The following is a 24,609-nucleotide window of genomic DNA, read 5'->3' as shown; positions in this document are numbered from 1 at the left end:
TTCTAATTAGAATGCTCCGTACCATCTACCTGCATGTATGCGCGGCAGACTCATCAGCATTTTTATTACATCGAACCGTGGAATGTACGATGGATAACATCCATTTGCTGTTCACGAGTCAGCTTGATGAAGTTAACCGCATAACCGGATACACGGATCGTCAATTGCGGGTAGTTCTCTGGGTGATCCATAGCGTCAAGGAGCTGCTCACGATCAAACACGTTAACGTTCAGATGATGAGCGCCTTGGCCAAAGTATCCATCCATCATCGATACCAGGTTGGATTGGCGGCTATCCAGTTCTTTACCAAGTGCTTTAGGCACGATAGAGAACGTGTTGGAGATACCGTCCAAGCTGTAATCGTATGGAAGCTTAGCTACAGAGCTAAGGGATGCAAGAGCACCTTTCTTATCGCGTCCATGCATTGGGTTCGCACCTGGTGCAAACGGCTCGCCAGCTTTACGACCATCAGGAGTAGTACCTGTCTTCTTACCGTATACAACGTTCGAAGTGATAGTCAGAATCGATTGAGTTGGCAATGCATTGCGGTAAGCTTTATGCTTGCGAATCATCGTCATGAACTTCTCAACGAGTTCAACAGCGATGCTGTCAACACGATCGTCGTTGTTACCGTAGCAAGGGAACTCGCCTTCAACTTCGAAGTCAACTGCGATACCTTGTTCGTTACGGATCGGTTTAACTTTAGCGTATTTGATTGCGGACAAGGAGTCAGCTACTACGGACAGACCTGCGATACCGCATGCCATTGTGCGCAGAATTTCTTTATCATGCAGAGCCATTTCAATGCGCTCATAAGAGTATTTATCATGCATGTAGTGAATGACGTTCAATGTGTTCATGTACAATTGAGCAAGCCATTCCATCATGTTTGTGAAGCTTTCCATTACTTCTTTGTAGTCCAGAACTTCAGACGTAATTGGACGATACTTAGGACCAACTTGAGCGCCGGATTTCTCGTCTACACCGCCGTTGATTGCATACAGCAAGCATTTTGCCAAGTTCGCACGAGCGCCGAAGAATTGCATTTGCTTACCGATGCGCATTGCGGATACGCAGCAAGCGATACCGTAGTCGTCACCGTAGATCGGACGCATCAGATCGTCGTTCTCGTATTGAACTGCAGAAGTTTCGATGGATACCTTCGCACAGAACTTCTTGAATGCTTCTGGCAGTTGCTCTGACCACAATACAGTCAAGTTAGGCTCTGGAGCTGGTCCAAGGTTGTACAGTGTGTGCAAGAAACGGAAGCTGTTCTTCGTTACGCGAGTCTTGCCGTTCAATTGCATACCACCGATGGATTCTGTTACCCAAGTTGGGTCACCAGAGAACAATTGGTTGTATTCAGGTGTACGCAAGAACTTAACGATACGAAGCTTCATAACGAAGTGGTCAGCCAATTCTTGAGCTTGCTCTTCAGTCAATGTACCTTCTTTCAAGTCGCGCTCAACGTAGATATCCAAGAAGGACGATACGCGGCCAAGGGACATTGCTGCACCGTTTTGCTCTTTAACTGCTGCAAGGTATCCGAAGTATACGAATTGGAATGCTTCTTTCGCATTTGTTGCTGGCTTGGAAATATCGAAGCCGTGCATTTCAGCCATTTTCTTCAGTTCTTGCAATGAACGAATTTGCTCATTGATTTCTTCGCGGTCACGAATGACATCTTCAAGCAATTCTGCAACTTCAAGATCTTTCAGAACTTGCTTCTTCTCGTTAATCAGGTAATCGACACCGTACAATGCGGTACGACGATAGTCACCGATGATACGGCCGCGGCCATAAGCATCTGGCAAGCCTGTGATGATACCCGCTTTGCGAGCAGCGCGCATATCAGATGTATAAGCATCGAATACGCCTTGGTTATGCGTTTTGCGAATATGTGTGAATGTATCTATGATTTCTTCCGGAACTTCGAAGCCATATGCCTTACAAGCGTCGATCATCATGCGGATACCGCCAAATGGTTGCAAAGAACGACGGAAAGGAGCATCAGTTTGAACACCGACGATTTTCTCTTTGCTTTGATCCAAGTAACCAGGTTTGTGGGAAATGATCGTGGATGGTGTATTTACATCAACATCCCAAACGCCGCCGCGCTCACGCTCTTCTTTGGAAAGCTGGCTAACGATTGCCCATAGGTCTTTTGTATCTTGAGTTGCGCCTGCCAAGAACTTGTCGTCCCCGTAGTACGGGTTAATGTTGTGATCGATAAAATCAGCGACATTAACATGTCTTTGCCATTTGCCTGCTTTAAAACCGCGCCATGGGTTTTTAACTTCTGTTTCTGTAGTGTTCTTTTCTAATACCGACATCGAAATCCCTCCGTTAAGTAGGTTTTCTATCTATAGTTTAAATCTAACCTCTATTCACAAGGAACGCAACTGCATCAATTAGCTTCGTTCTTCCATGTCTGCCGCAGCATTTCCTTGCTATGACACTATTGTACTCTTAACAATCGCTATACAATGTGATGAAAATCACAATGAAACAGCTCAAGCATGCTTTACATCACACGAAATGTCTCAATTTTGTGAAATTAATCTCAAACCTAGAAAAGTGGAATATTTTCCATCACCCATTATGTTAAAAAAGGGCAGCAGACATGATGTCTGCTGCCAATCGCTATATCAAAGAGGTGGATGAATCCATTAGCAATTCTTACTCAAAGCGACCGTAGAAAGCATCACGGTATACTTCTGCAAGCTCTGTTACAAGCGGCATCTTCGGATTAGCCGTTGTACATTGGTCTTCGAATGCGCGGTCAGCCAAGCTGTCAACGCCTGCTTCGAATTCCTTCGCGTCGAAGCCGATCTCTTGGAATGTTTGCGGCAAGCCAAGCTGACGGTTCAAGTCACGTACCGCTTCGATCAAGCTCTTCACGCCTTCTTCAGTCGTGCGGCATGGTAATCCAAGGATGCGTGCAATTTCCGCATAGCGCTTATCTGCTACGAAATGATCGTATTTAGGGAAGGAAGCAAACTTCGTTGGCTTCTTCGCGTTATAACGGATTACGTGCGGCAGCAGGATCGCATTCGTACGTCCATGAGGCGTACCGTATTGAGCGCCCCATTTGTGCGCCAAGCTATGGTTAATGCCAAGGAACGCGTTCGCAAATGCCATACCAGCGAGCGTCGAAGCGTTGTGCATCTTCTCACGAGCGACTGGATCTGCTTCGTTAGCTGATTTAACCAGGTTTTCATAAACCAATTGGATCGCCTTGATCGCAAGCGCATCGGAATAATCGCTAGCCATAACAGATACGTATGCTTCAATCGCATGAGTCAACACGTCCATACCTGTATCTGCAACTGCTACGCGCGGCAAGCTGTATACGAACTCTGGATCAATGATCGCCACATCTGGAGTCAATTGATAATCAGCCAGCGGATACTTAGTATGACCATTTTCCTTATCTGTAATTACGGCGAACGATGTTACCTCAGAACCTGTACCCGAAGTTGTTGGAATCGCAACAAATTTCGCTTTTTGACCAAGTACAGGATATTTATAAGTCCGTTTGCGAATATCCATGAACTTCTGCTTCAAGTTATTGAAGTCTGTATCTGGGTATTCGTAGAACAGCCACATTGCTTTTGCAGCATCCATTGGAGAACCGCCGCCCAGTGCAATGATGCAGTCTGGTTTGAATCGGTTCATCATATCAGTACCGCGATTCACTGTGCTAGTGGACGGATCTGGCTCAACATCGTAGAAGATCTCGATTTGAACTGGATTGCGGCGTTTCAGCAAGTAATGCTCCAATTTTTGAACGTAGCCGAGCTTCATCATCATAGGGTCAGTAACGATCATGACGCGATTGATGTCAGGCATTTTTTCCAAGTATTGTGTAGCGCCTTTTTCAAAATAAATTTTGTTAGGAACTTTGAACCATTGCATATTCACAGTACGCTTCGCCACCCGTTTCACGTTAATGAGATTGACAGATGTTACGTTGTTGGATGTGGAGTTGCGTCCATAAGATCCACATCCAAGTGTCAGAGATGGAATATTCGTATTGTAAATGTCGCCGATCGCACCATGAGTGGATGGAGAGTTAACCAGGATCCGTCCTGTTTGCAATCGATCACCGAATTTTTTAATAATTTCATCATTGCGGGAGTGGATAACCGAAGAGTGACCCATACCGCCGAATTGTACGATTTCAACTGCGAGCTCAATACCAGCGTCCGCATTTTTAGCTTTGTAGCAGGCAAGGATCGGGCTCAATTTCTCAGCAGACAATGGGTAGTTTGGCCCTACTCCATCAATCTCAGCAACTAGGATCTTCGTATCTGCTGGAACCTTCAAGCCTGCAAGCTCAGCAATCTTCACTGCAGGTTGACCAACGATTGTTGGGTTTACTGCGCAAGTGCCCGATTTCATGGCAAGACCTTGCAGTTTAGCTGTTTCTTCTTTATTGGTAAAGTAGCAGCCGTTTTGCTGCATCAATTTTTTCACTTCGTTGTAGATCGGCTCTTCAATAATGACAGATTGCTCAGAAGCACAGATCATACCATTGTCAAATGTTTTGGAAAGGATCAAGTCTGTTACAGCTTGGTCGATCTTCGCGCTCTTCTCAATGAAGCATGGAACGTTACCTGGGCCTACGCCGAGAGCTGGTTTACCACAGCTGTATGCTGCCTTAACCATTCCAGCACCGCCTGTTGCCAGGATCAAAGCAACGTCAGGGTGATTCATCAATTCATTGGTCGCTTCCATGGATGGAATCTCGATCCATTGGATACAATGTTCTGGAGCGCCGTACTTGATTGCTGCTTCACGCAGAATGCGTGCTGCTTCCGAGCTGCTGAACTGTGCTGATGGATGGAAGCCAAAGATAATCGGATTGCGTGTCTTGATGGAAATAAGCGATTTGAACATAGTTGTAGAAGTTGGGTTCGTAACTGGTGTAATACCCATTACGATACCTACCGGCTCAGCGATCTGGATGCAGTTATCAAAGTCATTTTCATCGATTACGCCAACCGTTTTGCTATATTTAATGTTGTGATAAATATACTCGGTAGCAAAGATGTTCTTCGTGATCTTATCTTCGTAAACACCGCGCTTCGTTTCTTCAACTGCTGCTTTAGCCAGATACATGTGCTTATCAAGTCCAGCAAGCGCCATTTGTTGTACAATCGTGTCGATCTGCTCTTGATTCATATTCATGAATTCTTCTTGAGCTTTCTTTGCGTTGTCAATGAGCTGTTGAATGTGTGCAGCAACTTGATTCTCTTTGTTTTCTACAGTTGGTTTCACTTCGGTCTTCGCCATCATTCTCCGCCTCCATATAAATTACTTTAACTTCAACACCAATTGTACTTCTTCTTTAAAAACATCCATCTATATGTGTGTGTTAAAGTTATTTGTTTTGTGATTGTTTTCACAATGTAATCATATACGATTGCAACATTGAGGTATGTGATATTTTTCACGTAATTTCATGAATAACATCATTTTTTTAAAATATTCAAAATGCATGCGCTTTCATGCCGAAATTGGTATAATAAGAATGAAGAAGCATCATCCATTCATCTCATTATGCCACTACCCATAAGATGTATTCTATTGTAAAAAGAACAAGGTGTAATTCATCAATCAGGGGTACAAACTTATTTTAACAATCATTACGGGGTTTTACCTAATTATACCTTTTCATGAAAATTTGTCAAAAGTGATTAATATCACCGCACTTTTTTGGAACTATAATTAAATAAAATCGCTAAAGAAATTGACAATTACGTTGTTAACGCTCAATATAGAGGTAAAGAACAAAAAAAGTGAAACATGTCACAAGGTTTGTATGCGTTAGTTAACACTCGCGAATATGAGAACCAACCTTGAACATATAGGAGGGAAACCGAGTGGATCATATGAAGGAGCAATTCCACGAGCACTGTAACATTTCATGCTTCTCGGAACAGAATCAGGATCATCTAATATCTTTAGCTAAAGATCGGACATACCCTGAAGGCTCTCACCTGTTTTGGGAAGGTGACACTGCCGATAAATTGTTTTTGCTCAAGAGTGGGCGTGTTAAGATCACCAAGTCAACAGATGAAGGGAAAGAATTGATTCTCTACATGTATCAAGCTGGCGACCTCGTTGGTCAAGTCGATCCATTCCACAGCACGAAGCATAGCTTCACAGCGGAAGTTATTGAGGAAGGCGAAGTTGGCGTTATCGAACAACGTGATATTGAAGCTTTGATCTGTCAGCATTGTGACTTCTCCATTGACTTTATGAAATGGATGGGAATTCACCATCGACTAACTCAAACTAAATTCCGTGATCTGATGATGTACGGTAAACCAGGCGCATTATGCTCCACTCTTATTCGTTTGTCCAACACTTATGGCCAAAACCTAGATGATGGCGGCATTCTGATTAATAAGAAAATTACGCATACTGATCTATCCAACATGATCGGTGCAACACGCGAAAGCGTGAACCGGATGCTTAGCGATTTACGCAAGCGCGGTGTGATCGAATATGACAACGGCATGATAGTCATTCGTGAGCTTGAGCAGCTGCAGGAAATATGCCACTGTGAGTTGTGTCCGAAGGAAATCTGCCGGATCTAGTCTGGAAGAAATCGTGCAATTATATATGAATAGGCTGTAAGCGCTGTGTAGGAATCGCTCCTCAAATTCAGCGCTTTTCTATTTATTATGATATACTCACCTCTCCCATTCCACCTTCCTTTTCAACCCTTCATTTTTCATAATGGCAGACGGAGAAAGTACATCCTTTGAGCATTTCTAATCACTATATATTGAAGAAGAGGCTTGCCCATAGGTAGAATCATCTACTTATAGGCAAGCCTCCGAACTATCTTATATGTCAGTTTTTCGATACCTTAATGGTGATATTGTCATCAGGTTCCACTCTAATGGCGCTCATTTCCGTTATCTGAAATGGTTGATCATTCATCATCAATTCCACAGCGTAGTTATCCTTCAACGAGAAACCGTTGATCTTAATAATATCCTTGCTGTCCTCAGACAATGTAATGTTTCCGAACTCTTTCAAGACATCGACCAATTTCACTTCTTGTTCTAACGGCATAGCATACGTTGAAGTGATATCCGGCAGCGCTGTACCTCCATCAATCGTTAACGTGACACTCGGAATGATGGCACTGCTCGTATCTACTTCAAGCTCTTTAACATAAACCGTAAGCTGATCATTCTCTTTAATCGGTTGTGCAAGCTTTTCTTTTTGACGGATATTATAATCGTTCAGCATTAGCCCCCAGGTCATCTTCGGATCAAGAGAGATATCTCCTACTGAAGCTATTCCAGAAGAGTCGTTCTTAAGCTTAACAATACCTGTATGTGCCAATGCTTGACTTACCGTCATGCCTTGTTTCCATTCTATCGTTATTCGTTCTGTAATATTAGGGACATAAGAGCCCCCGTCAATCACCACAGTAACCTCTGGAAGCGTTTTCGTGTCTGCAGCCGTTAATGACGTAAGTGGTTGAGACTCTGATGCTTGAGAGCAACCTGTAAGCAGAATTACGCCGATTAAGCTTAACCAGCTTAATCGTTTCCACCAAGCTCGATGGTTATTCATCCGTTCCACTCACCTTCATGCCTAATGTATAAATAATCTGAATATGCAAGCTTATGATTATCATTATGCATGAATGTTGCACATAAAAGGTATCAAACATGTCATAATATTCGCAATTGTCTCGATATCGTTGGATTATCGGCAAGAACCGTGTGTAATTAGAGTTTTTATGTCATATTCCTATTCTCTTCTTAATTAAGGTCATGTACGCTCTTCTCGTAATCAAGAAATAAATATACTGGAATACAATGTAGATTCCAACTATGGTCAGCGCATACCGCATAATATTAGAAAACAAGAGATTGCACAATGTAATCATGGCAACTAGTGTATGGATGCTGCCTACTAAACACGGGAGGAAGAAGATCAGACCCATCTGCAAATTTACTACCTTGCGAATCTCTTCAATGGACAAGCCAAGTCTGGTTAGAGATTTGAAATAAGCTTGATCCTCCTGCAAATCGCTGAACAGCTTGAAATAAATGATGCTGCCGCTGGCAATAAAGAATAGCAAGCTAATGAACATGCCGATAAATAGAGCTAATGAGCTGACCTGATTGAAATCACTTATAGCTTCAATTCTACTACGAACTAGATAACTGTTTTCCCCTGCTTCGTTTAGAATCGCATCAGCTAACAGAAATGAATCTTGCCAATCGCTTATCATGTAACTGTGCACTGTTAATTTAGAATCATCCTCAACACGCTGCTCCAGCTCTTGAAACAAAGAGTCGGGAATGACCATTAGTCCGCTTGCCACATATGCTTCTGAAACAACCGTCCGATTCAGCCGGTCGATAATTGTGAAATTATGATACTGTTCTTCACCAGCTATTTTAATCCGTATATGACTACCCTTCTCAACTACTCCAGACATATCCATCGTCATGGCTCCAAATGGGCTCTGATCTATCCAATATGCCCCTTCTTCAAATGGTGCGATAAGCTCATGATTCAAGGGCTCTGCAAGCTGGTTATACTGGCTAGTACTAATCATGGATACCGTTAACGTCCAAGGAGTGTCTCCTTCAAGTTCAACCTCCAAGAAATTCGTTTCAACTTCAGCTGTAATCTCGTGACCATATTGCTCGGCCAATTCAAATATTCGTTCATTTTCTATCGGAATGGGATGATCAGAATCGCTTCGTATCGTCAACTCATACGGATTAGAATCTGTAATCAACTGTTTGTAGCCATAATTAAAGACGAATACAGTTGCAGTAGCTGTCAGTACTACCGTACTCAAGGTCGCTATCGTGAACAATACTCGAGCATTGCTTCGAATTCGGTGCGCAGATTGAGAGATGAATAGCAGGTTCGTTCCACGGTACATGATTCGTTTACTTCGTGACAGCATTCGAATAAACAAGATGCTGAACTGGGTGAACAGAAAGTAAGTACCTATGATCGTTAACAGTACAGTCGGAACAAAAGTAATGACAATATTCTCCCACTCTGTGTTCACAGCTAAATAATACCCTCCAGCAATAGATGCAATGGATAATAACGCCAATATCCAAGAAAATGAAGGGACTCGCTTTGAATGACGTCGAGATCGAATCAGCTCAATAATCTCTGTTCTGCCTATCTTACGCAGGGAGATCACGGTTATGACGAGGAACAGTGTCAGAAACATCGTGAACGTTAATCGCACAGCATCCCTGGACAAGTAGAACGGCAAGGGGCTGCTTACATATAAGATATGTCCCATGAACATATTGAACAGCTTGCTGAATAATGCTCCCGTCGCAATGCCTGTCACAATTGCAAACACGGAAATAAACAGCTGCTCATAGAGCACCATGCGGCGCAGCTGCCACTTGCTCATGCCAAGCAATGTAAACAGTCCGAGCTCACGCTTGCGAGAATGCAAAAATGAGGAGCTCGAATACCAAGCAAAAAATATAGAGAAGATGAAGATGAGTGCTTCACACATAAATAACAAAGTACTAATCGTCGATCCTTCTGGAAATGTATCGTTCTGCACATCGGGATGAAAGATGAACGAGGCATAAACGAAAAAGATCGCGACCGAAAACACACAGCTAAAGAAATAAGCACTATATCGATGCCAACTCTGCCGTATGTTACGTAATGCGATTTGACGAAAGGTCATCGAAGTTGCCTCCAAGCAAACTTAAAGTATCTAATATTTGTTGAAAAAATGCCTGTCGGTTTGAGCCGCGGCGAATCTCGGTAAACAATCTTCCATCCTTAATAAACAGCACGCGCTTGCAATAGCTGGCTGCAAATGGATCATGTGTCACGATCAGTATCGTACGGTTCGTATGCTCATTCAAATCTTGCAGGCGAGACATTACATCTTTGGCGGCCTTCGAATCCAGATTGCCCGTCAATTCATCGGCAAGCAGCAGTGAAGGACGGTGTATGACCGCTCTCGCTATCGCTGCACGCTGCATTTGTCCGCCTGAGACTTCATATATATGTTTATCTAGAATCGAATCTATGCCCAACCATTGAGCAATTGGAGCGATCCGTTGTTCTATCTCCTTCGGAGACACTTTATCCAGAGCTAAGGGGAGCAGAATATTTTCTTTAATTGATAGCGTCTCAATCAGATTGTAATCCTGAAACACATATCCTAATTCCTTCCGCCGGAATTTGGATATGCTGTGATTAGACAGAGTAGTCGGATCAACGCCGTTGATGAACAATCGACCTGAGGTTGGCTTGTCAAGTGTCGCCAATATGTTAAGCAATGTTGTCTTTCCACTGCCTGATGGCCCCATAATACCGACGAATTCCCCTGCTTCCACATGCAAATTAATATCTTCTAACGCAGTGTAGGTCATCTTCCCCTTTGTCCCATATATCTTGGTAATCTGCTCCGTTCGAAGCACAGTTGTCATTGCCATACTCCTTTCCTAGACGAATCAGTATATGTTTGAACTGATTATTGTTAATAGTCCAGACTTGAGACTGCATCCAATTCACGGTGAATGCTGTCTGATGCGAACCGGATCGTAAATGTTGTTCCTTCTCCGATGACAGACTGTACCGCAATGGTATGCCCCAATCTCGCACACACCTGCTTGACTAGGTACAATCCCATCCCTGTCGCATCTCCTTCCTTGCGTCCATTCTCCCCAGTAAAGAAAGCGTCGAAGACTCGCGGGATATCATGTCCAGCTATGCCGATCCCCTCATCACTCACATGCAGCAATGCTCCAAACGATGTCTGTTCAATATGAAACCGAATCAAGTTGGCATTCTCTTTATCACGCGAATACTTAATTGCATTAGTAATTAATTGCGTTAATATAAACTGAAGCCACTTATCATCGCTCTCTACATGCACGTCCTCACCGGTTATTTTCGGATATATTTGAGATCGAATCAACGATTTCTTGTGCTGATTAATAACCTGTCGGATCACATGCTGAAGGGAAACACGAGCGACACGCAGATCGAGCTCGAACTTTTCAAGTCGAGCTGTATGGAGCATCATTTCCAAGCCGCGCGCCAGTCGTTCTGTCTCTTCACTCACGCTCTGCAGCAAATTCTCCACGTTATCTTCATCCAGCGCCGTTGATTTCTGCTGCGTGATCAGATTCAGCACCGAGACAGGCGTCTTCATGTGGTGAACCCATTGGTTGGTAAAATGAACATGCTGCTCCCGCTGCTGACGCATCATAAGGAGTTCATTCATATAAGCGCTGTATTGTCTATTCATTAATGCCAGCATGATGGACTGCTCCTCTGTTACAGGATTCTGCATGCACAGAGTAAAGTCGCTGTCGGATGTATGCTGGGATGAATTGTTCATTTCTTTATACCATTCCCGCTGGCGCATATAGTCAAACACGAGGCCTCCGGATAAGATGATAAAACCAAGCACGATCGCGTACAAGAAGCTTGATCCGCGCACGAACTGCTGTCCTGTCTCTAGATCCAGATACAGCACCAAAAGTGACATTATCAATGCGAAAAGCCATGCAATAATTAGCACGGCACGATCTTTCAAATATGACATTAGGTTCATACCACTTCACCCGCTTCCGTCCAGCTCGGCAGAAGACGGTAACCTTGACCGCGAACAGTCTCGATGGCCTTCGTTATCCCAATCTCCTCCATCTTCTTCCGCACGCGAGTCACATTGACTGTTAAAGTGTTATCATCTACAAAGTCAACGTCGTCCCACAGGGTCTCCAACAGTGTTTCACGAGAGACGATATGATCGACATGCTCCATGAGGCAATCCATAAGCAGTGCTTCATTCTTTGTTAGATCTACGGTTTTCTCTTGCCACTCGAGCGTGTTCTTCGTCCGGTGCAGCACAAGGCCATGAACCTTCACTTCTTCGCCATTGCCGTTCTGTTGACCTGCATACTCGCCATAAGAGCGTCGAAGCACTCCCTTCACTTTCGCTAACAACACATCCAGATGAAACGGCTTGGTAATGAAGTCATCTCCTCCATTTTCAATAGCCATAACCTGGTCCATCTCTCCCGTTCGAGCAGACACAAATATGATAGGAGCATTCGTCGTCTTGCGGAATTGTCTGCACCAGTAGAATCCATCATATGCAGGCAGATGAATATCCAATAGAATCAGATCTGGTTGTGCGGCGCGCAAGTCAACATCCAACGCTCGAAAGTTAGTCGCTCGTGTAACATGATAATCATATTTCTCAAGAGTCGATTGTAGGATCGACCCGATCTTATCGTCATCTTCCACTATCATAATCCGGTACATCATAATTCCTCCGATTAATAATTTCAGTATGTATTAGACGCACGAGCTTTGTTCATTACTTCATATTAAATAGAAGAAGCATAATACTTATGTAGTATGAGCAAATGCGTAAGCGAGCATGACATAAAAAGGAGACCAACTCCACCTGCCAGGTGATTGGCCCCCTCCTTGAGCTGTATTTAAAATATAAGCTATTATATGCTGAAATTAACTAGTTGCGGTCGGTGCCTGGAACGTAACGAGAATTCCGCCCTCTCCTGCATACGTACCGATCACAGGTCCCATGTTAACGACCATTACATTATCAAATGGATACTTGTCCAAAAATTCGTCCATAAACTTCTTAGCTCGCTCTTCACAATTCGAATGCGCGAATGCGACCCAACCTTGATCCGCATGATGCCAAGCGTCACCTACTTTTTCGATAAGCCGCTTCAGAGCACGCTGTGTTCCGCGCACCTTTTCCATCATATCAATCGCGCCTTCTTCACTCGCACACATCAGGAGCTTAATATTAAGCATCGAAGCTACAGTGCCTTTAATACGGCTTAGGCGTCCCCCGCGAATTACATTCTCTAACGTATCAAGAGTGAAATAAGTTTTAGTCTGTATAATACATTGTTTAATCTTTGCTTGCATCTCGTGCAAGCTATCTCCAGCCTTTGCCATAATCGATGCGCGAATAGCCAACAGCCCAAGTCCAATGGATGCTGTCTTCGAATCAATGACCACTACACGGTTCGGATGGCCCTCTTCTTCATATAAATCTTTCGCCATTAGGGCATGATTGTACGTACTGCTCAATTGTGAAGTCATGCACAGCACGAGAATATCCTTGGAAGAATCCAATGATTGATAAATATTCAAAAAATCGCCTGGTGAAGGGCTCGATGTCTTAGGCAGCTCTTCTTGACCCTTCATCTTGTCGTAAAAATTGCCAGCGTCCATGTTAGAATTACAGGATTCCTGTTCAAAATGCACGTAAAGCGGCACTATGTTAATCCCAAATTGCTCCGCAAGTTCTGGAGTCAGATCAGAGCTACCGTCCGTAATGATGTGAATGGCCATGTTAATCCCCTGTCTTTCATATAGTCGACATCACCTTATCTGTCCCTTATTATTATATAGGTGTCTAGTAGGGTTTACAACGGCTAAAAGAAGGCATTACCGCGTTATTCGACTAATACTAACTTTTATCTCTATATACAAAAAACTGCCTCATGCGCAAGCATGAGACAGTGGATCAACCTTTATTACTTTATTCACCTTGATTATACGGTTGGCTTGAAGACATCATGATCAACATAACGCTCGCCGTTCAGTTCGCTGATGACATTGATCGCAACCTTGGCACCATCGCCTGCCGTAATGATCGTATGCATGCTAGTGCCGGCACCTGTACCTGCCGCCCATACACCAGGCATCGAAGTGCGGCCGTCACTGTCAACGGAAACAACCGTTGCGACCTTTGGCTCGCGGCCAGGAGCAGTTTCAATTCCGCTTGCAGTCACTACATCCATTCCGAAACCAGATGCGATGATCACATGCTTCGCCTCATAGACATTATCCTGTTCCGTCTTCACTTGCAGACCATCAGCTGTGGCCTCGATCATCATCGCTCGATCATCCACGAATACAGCTCCAAACTTCTCAGCCTGCGATCTTCCAATTGCAAGCAAGTCAGGACCCGACAATGCTTCTGTTCCGTAATGATTCTCAAGCCATGCTCGACGGGTTAAGCCTTTGTCATTGTCAATTACAACTACCTTCTTACCTGCTTTAGCCACAAATATAGCTGCGCTGCCTCCTGCTGGTCCTGCTCCGATAATGACGACATCCAACATCACGATCATTCCTCTCTGCCTCTATGGCTGCATCAATTCATTAGGATAATCATTCCTGTCTACCATTAACCGCAATTGTTTTCATGTGAACCAACATTTTCTAAGATGATCGTTCCATGTTATAAGTGTCAGAATCAGAACTTTGATCGCAAGGTGAAACTGCTCCCTGTTCATCTTCAACCCATGTTTCTGCCCAAGTCGAGATCGATTGCATCACGGGCATTAGAGCAAGTCCCTTCTCAGTCAGAGCGTATTCTATACGAACTGGTGTCTCAGGATAGACATTACGTTGAACGATTCCTGCGCATTCAAGATCTTTCATCCGTTCACTCAACATTTTGTCGCTCATGCTAGGGATGAGAGAGGAGATGTCCTTGAAGCGTTTAGGGCCGCTGAGCAGCCCCATTATAAGCAGACCATTCCAACGCTTACCCAATATGCAAAATGCAGCTTCAAATCGCGGACACAGACCTACAGCCTGCTGTTCCATAATTCATTCCTCCTTTAGACTTACAAAATGTAAGCAAATAGATTTTACCATATGTTTAGTAAAAAATAAACATGCTTACATGAAGCAATAGTCATGAAGTTTTTTGAACTTTCTCGTGAAATTCGTTACAATATTTCTATATCAAAACGTACGAAGGAGATGAACTTTTTGAATTTTGATCATACAACTTGCAACTCTGCTGATGTAACGCTGACACATAAGCGACCGCGCATTACTGTAATCGGAAGCTTGAATATGGACTTGGTCACCATTACGAATATTGTGCCGCAAGCAGGTGAAACCGTAAGCGGTGAATCCTTCTTCACGCTATGCGGCGGCAAGGGTGCTAATCAAGCCGTTGCATGCGCCCGACTTGGAGCTGAAGTACATATGCTCGGCTGCGTTGGCAATGACAGCTTCGGTGCTGATATGATTCATAATCTGGAGCGGCAATCCGTCAACTGTGAGCAGATTCGCAAGTTGGATGGCGTCTCATCCGGCATCGCTGTCATAACGATCGCAGATGGTGACAACCGAATCATCGTAGTACCAGGTGCGAACGGCCAACTTAAGCCAGCGGCAATCCTTGAGCAAGAGAAGCTTATAGCTGAATCCGATTTAGTGCTGCTGCAGTTGGAAATTCCACTTGAAACGGTCGCTGAGGCTATACGAATTGCAGCTAAGCACAGAGTGCCGACCATGCTCAACCCTGCGCCAGCAGATCAGTTGACTCCTGAGCTGATGAACAGCATCACTTGGCTAACTCCGAATGAGCATGAATTAAAGCTGATGTTCGCTGCCGTATCCAATGATGAAGCAGAAGAAAGCGATGCAGCCTATCATGAACTCCTCTCACGCATGCCAGAACGAATCATTATGACCAAGGGCGGCGACGGTGCCCTGTGGTGCAATGCCGACGGAGTCATCCGCCACACCAATGGCCATAAAGTCGAAGTTGTCGATACGACTGGCGCTGGCGACACATTCAATGGCGCACTCGCCGTTGCGCTCGCTGAAGGCAGATCTTTACCTGAAGCCGTGGAATGGGCGGTCGCTGCAGGTGCCCTATCTGTTACGAAATTTGGCGCACAGGGCGGAATGCCGCTTCGTTCTGAATTAGATGAGTGGATGACGAAACGATAGACTAATATTAGGCGCTTATTTTTCTGCTTATTATATAGAAGAAACAGAAATGAATAGCGATGGAATAAACCACTGAAGAATGTCCTATCAGTGGTTTTTCTTATTCGTGCGACTTATAGTTAATGGCTCTATGATCGTATCCATAATTAGCCCGCCCACTAACCTATCATCAATAAACTCTGCTAGTTTTACGATTTATGGAGTATATTAGATTAATTAACTACAGATGTAATAAAGGTAATTATTGCTATATATCTATTATTATACTATATTTTACCTATGGATGATTCTGGTAAAACAACTTCATATTAACCTCGCACATCTCACTTTGCCTTCCACACGATGTATCATCCGTCATTCGAATTCGTGGAGGTGAACCAACTAATCCTCGTATTTACGCTATGCTTTCCTGCATCTAAGATGCCTACATCACTAGTTCCCTTAAGTATTACATAAGTTGAGAGGAGAATTATATTTGTTTAAAAAATGGGTATCTGGCATTCTAGCAGCTTCATTGGCGCTAACGCTCTTCTCGACTTCTGCTCTTGCAGCTCCAATTGCTGTTAAAGCACCATTCAAGTCTAACTTGGATATTTCCTCCATCCAGCTTTCTGATGAAGCTAAGGAGCGACTTAAGGCTATCGAATTAGAGCAAAGGCTTAATCTGCCTGCTCGAAACTTTCTTCCGCAGTCTGACGGCAATGAAATAATCTCCGTCATAGTAGAGCTAAGAACAGACCCGCTTATCGTTCATGAAGCGAAGTGGAAGCAGTCTCAATCGAGCTCTTTCTCTGCTCAAGAAGGCTTCGATGTCAATCAATTCGCTGCTCACCTTACTAAAATAGTAACGGAGCAAAGTGAATTTCAGAGCTATACGGAGAATCAACTCCAAGCGCAAGTTACCCAAACTTACGACACGGTATTCAACGGAATGGCGATGGAGATCGCAGCCAACAAAGTTGATGTCTTGCTGTCGAATCCATTAGTTAAGGCTGTATATCCCAACAACGAAATGTTTGCTTCTCCAGTCGAACATGCATCTGCTTTAAAAGCCGAACAAACAGTTGCTGAATATCTTGGCGCCGGTGCATTCTGGAATAAAGGCATTAAAGGTGAAGGCATCAAGGTAGGCGTGTTGGATACTGGAATGGATTACAATCACCCTGATCTTAAATCCAATTATTTTGGCGGCTATGACGCTTATGACGATGATGACAATCCATTTGAGACTCGCCCTCAAGATCGTCCAGCAAATATGCCCCCTGTCAATGAAAGAGGCAATGCTTATGAAACGTCACACGGTACTCATGTGGCAGGTATCATTGCCGGTAGCGGCACTGTTGCAGGCGGCATGAAGGGAGTAGCACCAGAAGCTGATCTGTACGCTTATCGCGTCCTGGGTCCTTATGGTTCAGGGTCTACCGAAACTGTACTATCAGGTATCGACCATGCTGTTAAAGATGGAATGGATGTTATCAATCTTTCTCTTGGATCGGAAGATAACGATCAATACAGCGCAGATTCAGTAGCATTGAACAATGCGATGCTCAAAGATATCGTCGTTGTAGTCTCAAGCGGCAACTCAGGTCCAGGCCATAGCACTGCAGGAACTCCTTCCGTTGCTGAAACTGTTATCTCGGTTGGTAACACCACCCTTCCTACATTAAGTCCTACCATCACAGTATTAGGGAAAACTTATGTAGGGGATATGCTAGCTAATTCCGTAGAACTTGGTGATCTAGTCAATCAATCATTGCCGGTTGTACATGCTGGCCTAGGCAGCGTTAAAGACTTTGAAGGTATTGATGTTAAGGGTAAGATTGCTTTGATTCAGCGCGGGGGATTTTCTTTTGGTGAAAAGGCATCTAACGCTCAACAAGCTGGCGCCAAAGCAGTTATTATCTATAACAATACTGAAGGTTATCTGACCAGCGTAACGTTAGGTGACTATAAAGTAAAAATCCCTGCTATGGGCATCAGAAAAGCAGACGGTGAGTTCTTAATAGCAAGCCTCAAAGCTGATCCAGAGTTAAAAGTAACGCTCAATAATAAGCCTGAAGCGGACTTTGTGAACGACTCCAGCTCCCGTGGGCCTGCTCTTCCGAAGTTTAACTTAAAGCCTGATATTTCCGCACCTGGTTCTGCGATTCGTTCCACTCTCCCTGCATTTGACGGAAAATACGAGAAAGCATACGGCGAGAAGTCAGGCACAAGTATGGCAGCGCCTCAAGTCGCTGGAGCAGCAGCCTTGTTGAGGCAGTACAACAGCGATTGGAGTGCAATGGACATCAAGACACTGTTGATGAATACATCCAAGAACTTGGTTGATCGTACAGGTGCACAATACAGCTACTCCGCACAAGGTGCTGGTCGTATTGATCTGAACAAAGTGCTTGAAGCACATGTCATCGCTAAAGTTAAGGATGTTACAGATGCAGTCTACACAGAAGATGAAACCGACTACATCACAGGCAGCTTGTCATTCGGATTGGTCATACCTGGAAACACCGTGACCAAGAATGTCTATCTATCAAGTATTGATAGTACCCCATATCAATACACGATTCAGACAGAACTAACAACAGGATCCCTTACAACTTCAGTGACAGATCTAGTATACGGTACTAATGCTGACAGAACTGAATTTAAAGTAACCTTAACAGTACCTGAAGGTACTAGTAAGGGCTATTATGAAGGATCTGTCAAGCTGGTAAACGTAGCTGATCCAGCTGACGTTATTCGCTTACCACTCTCTTACACGATAGGTAATCCGCTGCTTACGCGTACTGAATTAAGCACATTCAAAATCTCTCCTAACGGCGATGGTTCATTTGAAGATCTCGACTATCAGTACATGCTGACAACCCATGCTAACCGAGTTGATATTGTATCCGAGATGTTGGACTTAGAGACTGAAGAAATTGCAGGGCAAGATGGTGTAATCTATAGCGAAACAAATTTGAAGCCTAGAGGATACAGGTTCACATGGGATGGCTCTTTCATAGGCGATAGCAATGGTAAAAATGTCGTTAAAGATGGTCTTCATCTATTGACTCCTTATGTAAATGATAAGGTAGTAGAAGGCGATGATTACAGCAATATCCAATTGTACATTGCTGATTCCACTGCTCCGACTTATACCAATGAAACCTTCACCTATTCTTCTTCTGAGAAGAAAGCAAAGATATCTGGTACTATAACAGGTGATTTGTTCATTGACCTAGCTAAGAACGGATGGCTAAGAGATGCATTCGGCTTGAACCTTACCACTCTTCCTCAAGTTGTTGGTGTAGCTGCTGTTGATGCAAATGGTAAGCCACACTTTGCTAAAGTAGATGCTCAAGGCAACTTCACTGTTGAGGTTCCATTGAATGATGGTACTAACAACATCGATGTTTATGTGTACGACATGCTAGATAACGGCTCATATAAACCAGCATTTACAAAAACAGCTAATGTTGGCGGTTCCAGCGGAGGCTACTATCCTACAGTCCCTACCAGCCCGGATGATAACGCCATTAAATCCGGTGTCAAAGTAGTAGGACAATTAAAGAAATCTGCTGACGGTAAAACAGCAGATGCCACAATGAACTCCGACTGGCTGAAAGAGCAATTGAAAGATGAGAAGTCGAAGGCTGTTACATTTGACCTTACTTCCTTGACGTTAACATCTTTCGAACAAGTAAATGTCAAGTTGAGCAAGGATGATTCAGCTGCGCTGATCAAGTCTGGCAAAGATCTGATCATCAACGGCAAAGGCTTTGACATCACGATTCCTGCGGCAGCCCTTGAGCAATTCCTCAAGGACGGTGCTCTGGTTGTATCCTTCGCTGCAGTTGAGAAAGATGTTAACTTCAAAGCTCTTGATGGAACTGTGAAGAAGACTATGGCTTCCCCGCTCGTCACATTAATTAATGTACCTGACAAGCTGAAAGCTGCAGTCACAATTACTTGGAATCCAGGTAAAGATGCATTCGCTGATCTGCGGAAAGCAACCGCATACAGCAAGAAGGCTGATGATGTATGGAACTACCTTGGTCTACAGACTGTTCAACAGGACGGCAGCTTCATCCTAAGCACAACACAATCTGGTACTTATGCAGTAATTGAAAATGTACATTCCTTCACCGATATCAACAAGCATTGGGCAAGCGACTTCATTGAAGTCATTGCGGCTCACAACATCATGAAAGGTCTAGGAAATAACAAATTCTCACCTAATACTGCTGTTACTCAAGCAGAGTTTGCTACGATGCTAGATCGCATTCAAGGCAAAGGTGATACATGGTCTACCCGTTCCAAAGAAACAGGCGCGAATCAGAAGCTGAGCCGTGAAAATATGGTGCAGATGCTGGTAACTGCTCTTGGGGCAGACTTGTCTAAAGTAGATACAAAGCTTAAATTTGATGACCAAGACAAAATCTCGAAAGATGCTAAAGCAGCTGTAGCCTATGCAGTGCAAAACGGTTGGATTATCGGCAAAGGCAATAATAAGTTTGATCCTGCCGGTACTACAACTCGTGCTGAAGCAGCGAAGATCCTGTACACTTTACTGAAACTGAACAAGCATATCTAATTTAAGATGAGCCTGGACTTGCTAACATAGCAAGTTCGGGCTTTTCTATTCACAATTTATTCCTTGCTACGGCCTGGAATATAACATAAAATATATATGATGTTACTTCCATATTTTGTGCATACAACCCAATTACAATTGTAGGAGAAGCTGCTAATGGCTACAATTTATGATATCGCCCGATTGGCGAATGTATCTGCAATGACCGTATCTCGAGTCATCAACAAGACAGGCCGTGTCAGCGAGAAGACACGGGTGAAAGTACAGCAAGTGATGGATGACATGCATTATATCCCCAATTCGATTGCAAGATGCCTCGTAACGCAGGAAAGCAAGGTCATCTCTCTGTTAATTACGGATATCTGCAATCCTTTCTTTACTACGATGGCTCGCGGAGCAGAGGATGCCGCTCTACAGCACGGTTACCGACTGATGTTTGGCAATAGTGATGAGCAGTTATTGAAGGAACGTCATTATGTCGAGATGATCTTATCGATGAAAGTCGATGGGGTGCTGTTCTCAGCCAGCAATGATATGTCAATCGAGCATTTACAGTGGCTTGAGCAGCACAATGTTCCTTTTGTCTTATTGGACCGTGAGGTTCCCGGTATTCAAGCAGATACAGTGCGGGGTGACAGCCGTACAGGAACGAAGCAGATGATATCGAGGTTAATTCAGATGGGTCATACGCGCATCGGACTCGTAAATGGACTGCATCATATTTCAACCGCACGCGAGAGACGGCTTGGATACATAGAGGCTCATGTCGAGGCTGGGATTCCGATTCAACAACGTTACATGACCGAGACTAGTTATATTCCTGGCGATCAGCCTAACCTGATTAAGGATTGGTTCTCGGATCATGAAGATGAGAGACCAACTGCAATATTTGCAGCGAACAATCTGCAAGCGCTATCCATTATGAAGGAAGCTCGTGAAATAGGTCTCCGTATCCCAGAAGATTTATCGGTAGCCTGCTTTGACGAATTAGGCTATCTGGAAGATGCCAATCCTTTCTTATCCGTCGTTTCTCAGCCTGCTTATGAATTCGGTCAGCTTGGATTCAAGCTGTTGCTAGAGCGAATGCTGAATAGCAAGCTCCCTCCACGGATTGAAACACTGCCATGCGAGATTAAGATCCGAGATTCTGTCATCTCCCGTACATCAGTGTCCCCTATTGCCGTTCTCTCCTAGCAGCATTTTCACCCGTACTAGCAGCTTCCTAATCACAATTGGCTGCACTAGGTACGGGTTTATTGCTTTTATAGAGCCCCCCAGGATGCATCGTAAAAATCTGTTTGATATGCAAACAATTTGATTGTCTGCATGGTAAATTGTGCTAACATGATATCAGATTCGAGATTCATGCATGCATGAATGAGGAGGATTGATGATGACGGATTCTGGTAACCCGCAATTCCTCAGTTTAACTGAAGTAGAAACTCCTTTCCTGCTCATCGATGAGAGCCGTGTAGACACGAATGTCTCCCGGATGGCTGAACGAGCAGCTCAGCTTGGAGTGAAGCTGCGCCCGCATATTAAGACACACAAGATGCCTTACTTTGCTCAGAAGCAATTGGAGCAAGGCGCGAGCGGAATAACTGCTGCGAAGGTATCTGAGGCTGAAGTGATGGCTGCACACGGAATGAAAGACATATTTATCGCTTATCCATTAGTCACAGCATCCAAGATTGAACGAGCGTTCTGTCTGATGAAGGAAGCACGGATTCTGTTAGGCCTTGATAGTATCGAATGTGCGAGTCGACTTGAGCAAGCCGCAGCAGCACACCATCTAATGATTGAAGTTAGAATCGAAGTGGATACAGGTCTTAGGAGAACCGGCATTAAAGCCTCGCAGATGTTGGAATTGGCTCAGCATATCGCGAACAGTCCGCATCTGAAGCTACAGGGCATCTATACTTTCCGCGGAGCTATCTTCCAAGATGAACCGACCATGGATCTGAAAATGGCAGGGCATGACGAAGGTCAGACAATGGTTCGTTATGCTGAGATGCTGCGTGAAGTAGGACACGATATTCAGGATGTCAGCGTGGGATCTTCCCCGACAGGACTGTATACGGCTGAAGTTCCTGGAGTCACTGAGATCCGTCCAGGAACCTACATATTTAATGATCGCATGCAGGCTGCATTCGGAGCCGCTGCGCTGCATGATTGTGCAGCATCGGTCATTGCCACAGTTGTAAGCTGCCCGCACGAAGACCTGATCGTTATCGACGGCGGGAGCAAAGCGTTCGCGACAGATGTTCCGCCGAACACAGCACCTCTATTCTTGCAAGGCTACGGCCATATCGTCGGCATGCCGAGTGCTGTACTTCAGCGCTTATCCGAAGAACACGGCATCATTCAAGTTCCGCCTGGACATCCATTTCGCATCGGAGACCGTGTCTCTATTATCCCCAACCATATATGCAGCACGGTGAATCTATATAATGAAGCTTGGAGTGTCAATGCTGACGTCAATGCTGGATCAGTGCGCAAGCTTCCAATCAGCGCCAGAGGCCATAGCTGGTAACCATTGCAGCACATCATATCATTCATCTGCCAGGGAGGAATAACGTATGCTCGACACGATCATAAAGCATGCACGAATCGCTGACGGTACTGGCAACCCATGGTACTGGGGAGAAATCGGCCTGAAAGATGGCATTATTGCGGAAGTTGTTACACCCGGTTCGATCAGTACCGAAGCCAGGCAGCTTGTGGATGCCCGCGGCGAGATCGTTTCACCCGGCTTCATCGACGGTCATTGCCATTCCGATCTCATGATTATGGATTATCCCGATAGCATCATCAAGCTTCAACAAGGCGTAACGACTGAGATCGTCGGCAACTGCGGTCTGGCCCCTGCCCCATTCATGACAGAACGCGCTGATATGCTGATGGAATACATTACACCTGTAATTGGCAGCACAAGTAAGCCATGGTCCTGGAATACTGTCGGACAATATATGGACGCTGTTACTGCCATTAAGCCCGCCGAGCATATGGCTACTTATGTAGCGCACGGCGCGCTGCGCATCGGTGTGATGGGCTTCGAGAACCGGCCGCCAACCGACATCGAGCTCGAAGCGATGCGCGCAATCGTACGAGAAGGCATGGAGGCAGGAGCAATTGGCTTGTCCATCGGGCTGCTGTATGCCCCAGGCAGCTACGCTGATAAACGAGAGATTGCTGAGCTGTGCAAAGTGGTAGCGCAATATGGCGGGATTCTATCCACTCATATACGTGGTGAAGGCATGCATTTGCTAGCATCAATTGAAGAAGTCATATGGATCGCCGAGCATTCGGGTGTCGCTCTGCATATTAGTCACTTGAAAGCCGCAGGCAGACGGAATTGGGGTCAAGTGCTCGCAGCGCTCGAAATGATCGAAGCCGCGCGCAGCCGTGGAATGGATGTGACGTGCGACGTATACCCATATGACGCTGGCTCGACAACATTAACGACTGTTCTCCCCCTATGGATTCTACAAGGGGGTTTAGCAGGAGTGATGGAAGCGCTGCAGCAGCCTGCTGTCCGCAAGCGATTGCATATAGAGCTGGCGGAAGAGCAGCAAGATTGGGATAATCTCGTTGCGTCCACCGGCTGGCACAGCATCGTGATCTCAGCCGTTCACAGTGATCGCAATAAGGAACTGGAAGGCAAATCGATACACGAAGTCGCTGAGCTTCGCGGAATACATCCCATTGATGCGATGATGGATCTGCTGCTTGAAGAGCAAGGCAAAGTAACAATTGTGTATTATCATATGTCTAATGACGATGTAGAACAGGTTATTCGTTATTCACAATCGTTAGTTGCTTCTGACAGCCTGCACTGTGAGACTGGCAAGCCTCACCCGCGTTTGTATGGTACTTTCCCTAGATTGTTTGCGAAGTACGTACGTGAACGCCGCACGCTCAGCTTGGAAGAGGCTGTTCGCAAGGTAACTTCCTTCCCTGCTTCCCGCTTTCGCTTAGGTAAACGCGGACTTCTCGTTCCCGGCTATGCTGCCGATATAACGATCTTCAACCCAGACACGATTCAGGATACGGCTACTTATGCGGAGCCGCGTCAATATCCGGACGGGTTCTCTCACGTATTTGTAAATGGAAAGCATACGTTAGCGCACGGGCAATTTTTGAACCAGCATGCGGGCGGTATGCTGCGTGCTTCACAGACTTCTAGGTGTCGCTGTCACCCATTTTCCACCTAAATATAAGATTCTATTGCGAAGGAG

Annotated in this window: 16 protein-coding genes; 6 read left to right on the top strand and 10 right to left on the bottom strand. The window is 44.8% G+C overall.

Going from position 1 to position 24,609, the window contains the following annotated elements; genetic code table 11:
* Positions 1-65: 65 nt before the first annotated feature.
* Both pflB and adhE read right to left on the bottom strand, forming a co-directional pair.
* Complete coding sequence (gene pflB / locus ACXX53_RS16425; protein WP_458569746.1) at positions 66-2,333, bottom strand: formate C-acetyltransferase; 2,268 nt, start codon at positions 2,331-2,333, stop codon at positions 66-68.
* Positions 2,334-2,679: 346 nt separating this feature from the next.
* Positions 2,680-5,301 (bottom strand): bifunctional acetaldehyde-CoA/alcohol dehydrogenase, encoded by a 2,622-nt coding sequence (gene adhE / locus ACXX53_RS16420; protein WP_458569745.1) that lies wholly within the window; start codon positions 5,299-5,301, stop codon positions 2,680-2,682.
* A 596-nt stretch (positions 5,302-5,897) separates the two neighbouring features.
* Between adhE and ACXX53_RS16415 the strand changes: the two genes are divergently transcribed.
* Entirely contained in the window at positions 5,898-6,608 is a 711-nt protein-coding gene (locus ACXX53_RS16415; protein ID WP_458569831.1) for a Crp/Fnr family transcriptional regulator, read from the top strand.
* A gap of 259 nt (positions 6,609-6,867) precedes the next feature.
* Here the strand turns inward: ACXX53_RS16415 and ACXX53_RS16410 are convergent, their stop codons facing one another.
* The 8 genes from ACXX53_RS16410 to ACXX53_RS16375 form a co-directional block, all read right to left on the bottom strand.
* A complete protein-coding gene (locus ACXX53_RS16410; RefSeq protein WP_458569744.1) occupies positions 6,868-7,602 on the bottom strand; it encodes a hypothetical protein in 735 nt (244 codons plus the stop codon).
* A gap of 172 nt (positions 7,603-7,774) precedes the next feature.
* Positions 7,775-9,718, bottom strand: a complete 1,944-nt coding sequence (locus tag ACXX53_RS16405; RefSeq protein ID WP_458569743.1) for an ABC transporter permease — start codon at positions 9,716-9,718, stop codon at positions 7,775-7,777.
* Positions 9,690-10,472 (bottom strand): ABC transporter ATP-binding protein, encoded by a 783-nt coding sequence (locus ACXX53_RS16400; protein ID WP_458569742.1) that lies wholly within the window; start codon positions 10,470-10,472, stop codon positions 9,690-9,692. Before ACXX53_RS16400 ends, ACXX53_RS16405 begins: the two co-directional genes overlap by 29 nt.
* A gap of 50 nt (positions 10,473-10,522) precedes the next feature.
* Positions 10,523-11,539 (bottom strand): sensor histidine kinase, encoded by a 1,017-nt coding sequence (locus ACXX53_RS16395; RefSeq protein WP_458569830.1) that lies wholly within the window; start codon positions 11,537-11,539, stop codon positions 10,523-10,525.
* A gap of 62 nt (positions 11,540-11,601) precedes the next feature.
* The gene (locus tag ACXX53_RS16390) at positions 11,602-12,318 is read right to left on the bottom strand and encodes a response regulator transcription factor (protein WP_458569741.1); all 717 of its coding nucleotides are present in this window, start codon (positions 12,316-12,318) and stop codon (positions 11,602-11,604) included.
* Between the two features lie 207 nt (positions 12,319-12,525).
* Positions 12,526-13,386 (bottom strand): DegV family protein, encoded by an 861-nt coding sequence (locus ACXX53_RS16385; protein WP_458569740.1) that lies wholly within the window; start codon positions 13,384-13,386, stop codon positions 12,526-12,528.
* 203 nt (positions 13,387-13,589) lie between these two features.
* Complete coding sequence (locus ACXX53_RS16380; protein WP_458569829.1) at positions 13,590-14,162, bottom strand: FAD-dependent oxidoreductase; 573 nt, start codon at positions 14,160-14,162, stop codon at positions 13,590-13,592.
* A gap of 100 nt (positions 14,163-14,262) precedes the next feature.
* On the bottom strand, positions 14,263-14,652 hold the full coding sequence (locus tag ACXX53_RS16375; RefSeq protein WP_458569739.1) for a winged helix-turn-helix transcriptional regulator: 390 nt from the start codon (positions 14,650-14,652) through the stop codon (positions 14,263-14,265).
* A 168-nt stretch (positions 14,653-14,820) separates the two neighbouring features.
* Here ACXX53_RS16375 and rbsK point away from each other — a divergent pair, with 168 nt between their 5' ends.
* The 5 genes from rbsK to ACXX53_RS16350 all read left to right on the top strand — a co-directional run bounded on the left by rbsK (position 14,821) and on the right by ACXX53_RS16350 (position 24,585).
* Positions 14,821-15,795 carry a ribokinase gene (rbsK, locus tag ACXX53_RS16370; protein ID WP_458569738.1) on the top strand — a complete coding sequence of 325 codons (975 nt, stop codon included), beginning with the start codon at positions 14,821-14,823 and terminating at the stop codon, positions 15,793-15,795.
* A 475-nt stretch (positions 15,796-16,270) separates the two neighbouring features.
* A complete protein-coding gene (locus tag ACXX53_RS16365; protein ID WP_458569737.1) occupies positions 16,271-20,371 on the top strand; it encodes a S8 family serine peptidase in 4,101 nt (1,366 codons plus the stop codon).
* A gap of 156 nt (positions 20,372-20,527) precedes the next feature.
* Positions 20,528-21,565 carry a LacI family DNA-binding transcriptional regulator gene (locus ACXX53_RS16360; RefSeq protein WP_458569736.1) on the top strand — a complete coding sequence of 346 codons (1,038 nt, stop codon included), beginning with the start codon at positions 20,528-20,530 and terminating at the stop codon, positions 21,563-21,565.
* Between the two features lie 199 nt (positions 21,566-21,764).
* Positions 21,765-22,904, top strand: a complete 1,140-nt coding sequence (locus ACXX53_RS16355) for an alanine racemase (RefSeq protein ID WP_458569735.1) — start codon at positions 21,765-21,767, stop codon at positions 22,902-22,904.
* 46 nt (positions 22,905-22,950) lie between these two features.
* A complete protein-coding gene (locus ACXX53_RS16350; protein ID WP_458569734.1) occupies positions 22,951-24,585 on the top strand; it encodes an N-acyl-D-amino-acid deacylase family protein in 1,635 nt (544 codons plus the stop codon).
* Positions 24,586-24,609: the final 24 nt, after the last annotated feature.

The organism is Paenibacillus marinisediminis (assembly GCF_054343325.1).
This window is presented reverse-complemented; position numbering and strand designations above follow the sequence as displayed.

Coding starts and splice junctions, on each gene's coding strand:
- pflB (WP_458569746.1), bottom strand. CDS start 2,333: ATGTCGGTATTAGAAAAGAACACTACAGAAACAGAAGTTAAAAACCCA.
- adhE (WP_458569745.1), bottom strand. CDS start 5,301: ATGATGGCGAAGACCGAAGTGAAACCAACTGTAGAAAACAAAGAGAAT.
- ACXX53_RS16415 (WP_458569831.1), top strand. CDS start 5,898: ATGAAGGAGCAATTCCACGAGCACTGTAACATTTCATGCTTCTCGGAA.
- ACXX53_RS16410 (WP_458569744.1), bottom strand. CDS start 7,602: ATGAATAACCATCGAGCTTGGTGGAAACGATTAAGCTGGTTAAGCTTA.
- ACXX53_RS16405 (WP_458569743.1), bottom strand. CDS start 9,718: ATGACCTTTCGTCAAATCGCATTACGTAACATACGGCAGAGTTGGCAT.
- ACXX53_RS16400 (WP_458569742.1), bottom strand. CDS start 10,472: ATGACAACTGTGCTTCGAACGGAGCAGATTACCAAGATATATGGGACA.
- ACXX53_RS16395 (WP_458569830.1), bottom strand. CDS start 11,539: ATGTCACTTTTGGTGCTGTATCTGGATCTAGAGACAGGACAGCAGTTC.
- ACXX53_RS16390 (WP_458569741.1), bottom strand. CDS start 12,318: ATGTACCGGATTATGATAGTGGAAGATGACGATAAGATCGGGTCGATC.
- ACXX53_RS16385 (WP_458569740.1), bottom strand. CDS start 13,386: ATGGCCATTCACATCATTACGGACGGTAGCTCTGATCTGACTCCAGAA.
- ACXX53_RS16380 (WP_458569829.1), bottom strand. CDS start 14,162: ATGTTGGATGTCGTCATTATCGGAGCAGGACCAGCAGGAGGCAGCGCA.
- ACXX53_RS16375 (WP_458569739.1), bottom strand. CDS start 14,652: ATGGAACAGCAGGCTGTAGGTCTGTGTCCGCGATTTGAAGCTGCATTT.
- ACXX53_RS16360 (WP_458569736.1), top strand. CDS start 20,528: ATGGCTACAATTTATGATATCGCCCGATTGGCGAATGTATCTGCAATG.
- ACXX53_RS16355 (WP_458569735.1), top strand. CDS start 21,765: ATGACGGATTCTGGTAACCCGCAATTCCTCAGTTTAACTGAAGTAGAA.
- ACXX53_RS16350 (WP_458569734.1), top strand. CDS start 22,951: ATGCTCGACACGATCATAAAGCATGCACGAATCGCTGACGGTACTGGC.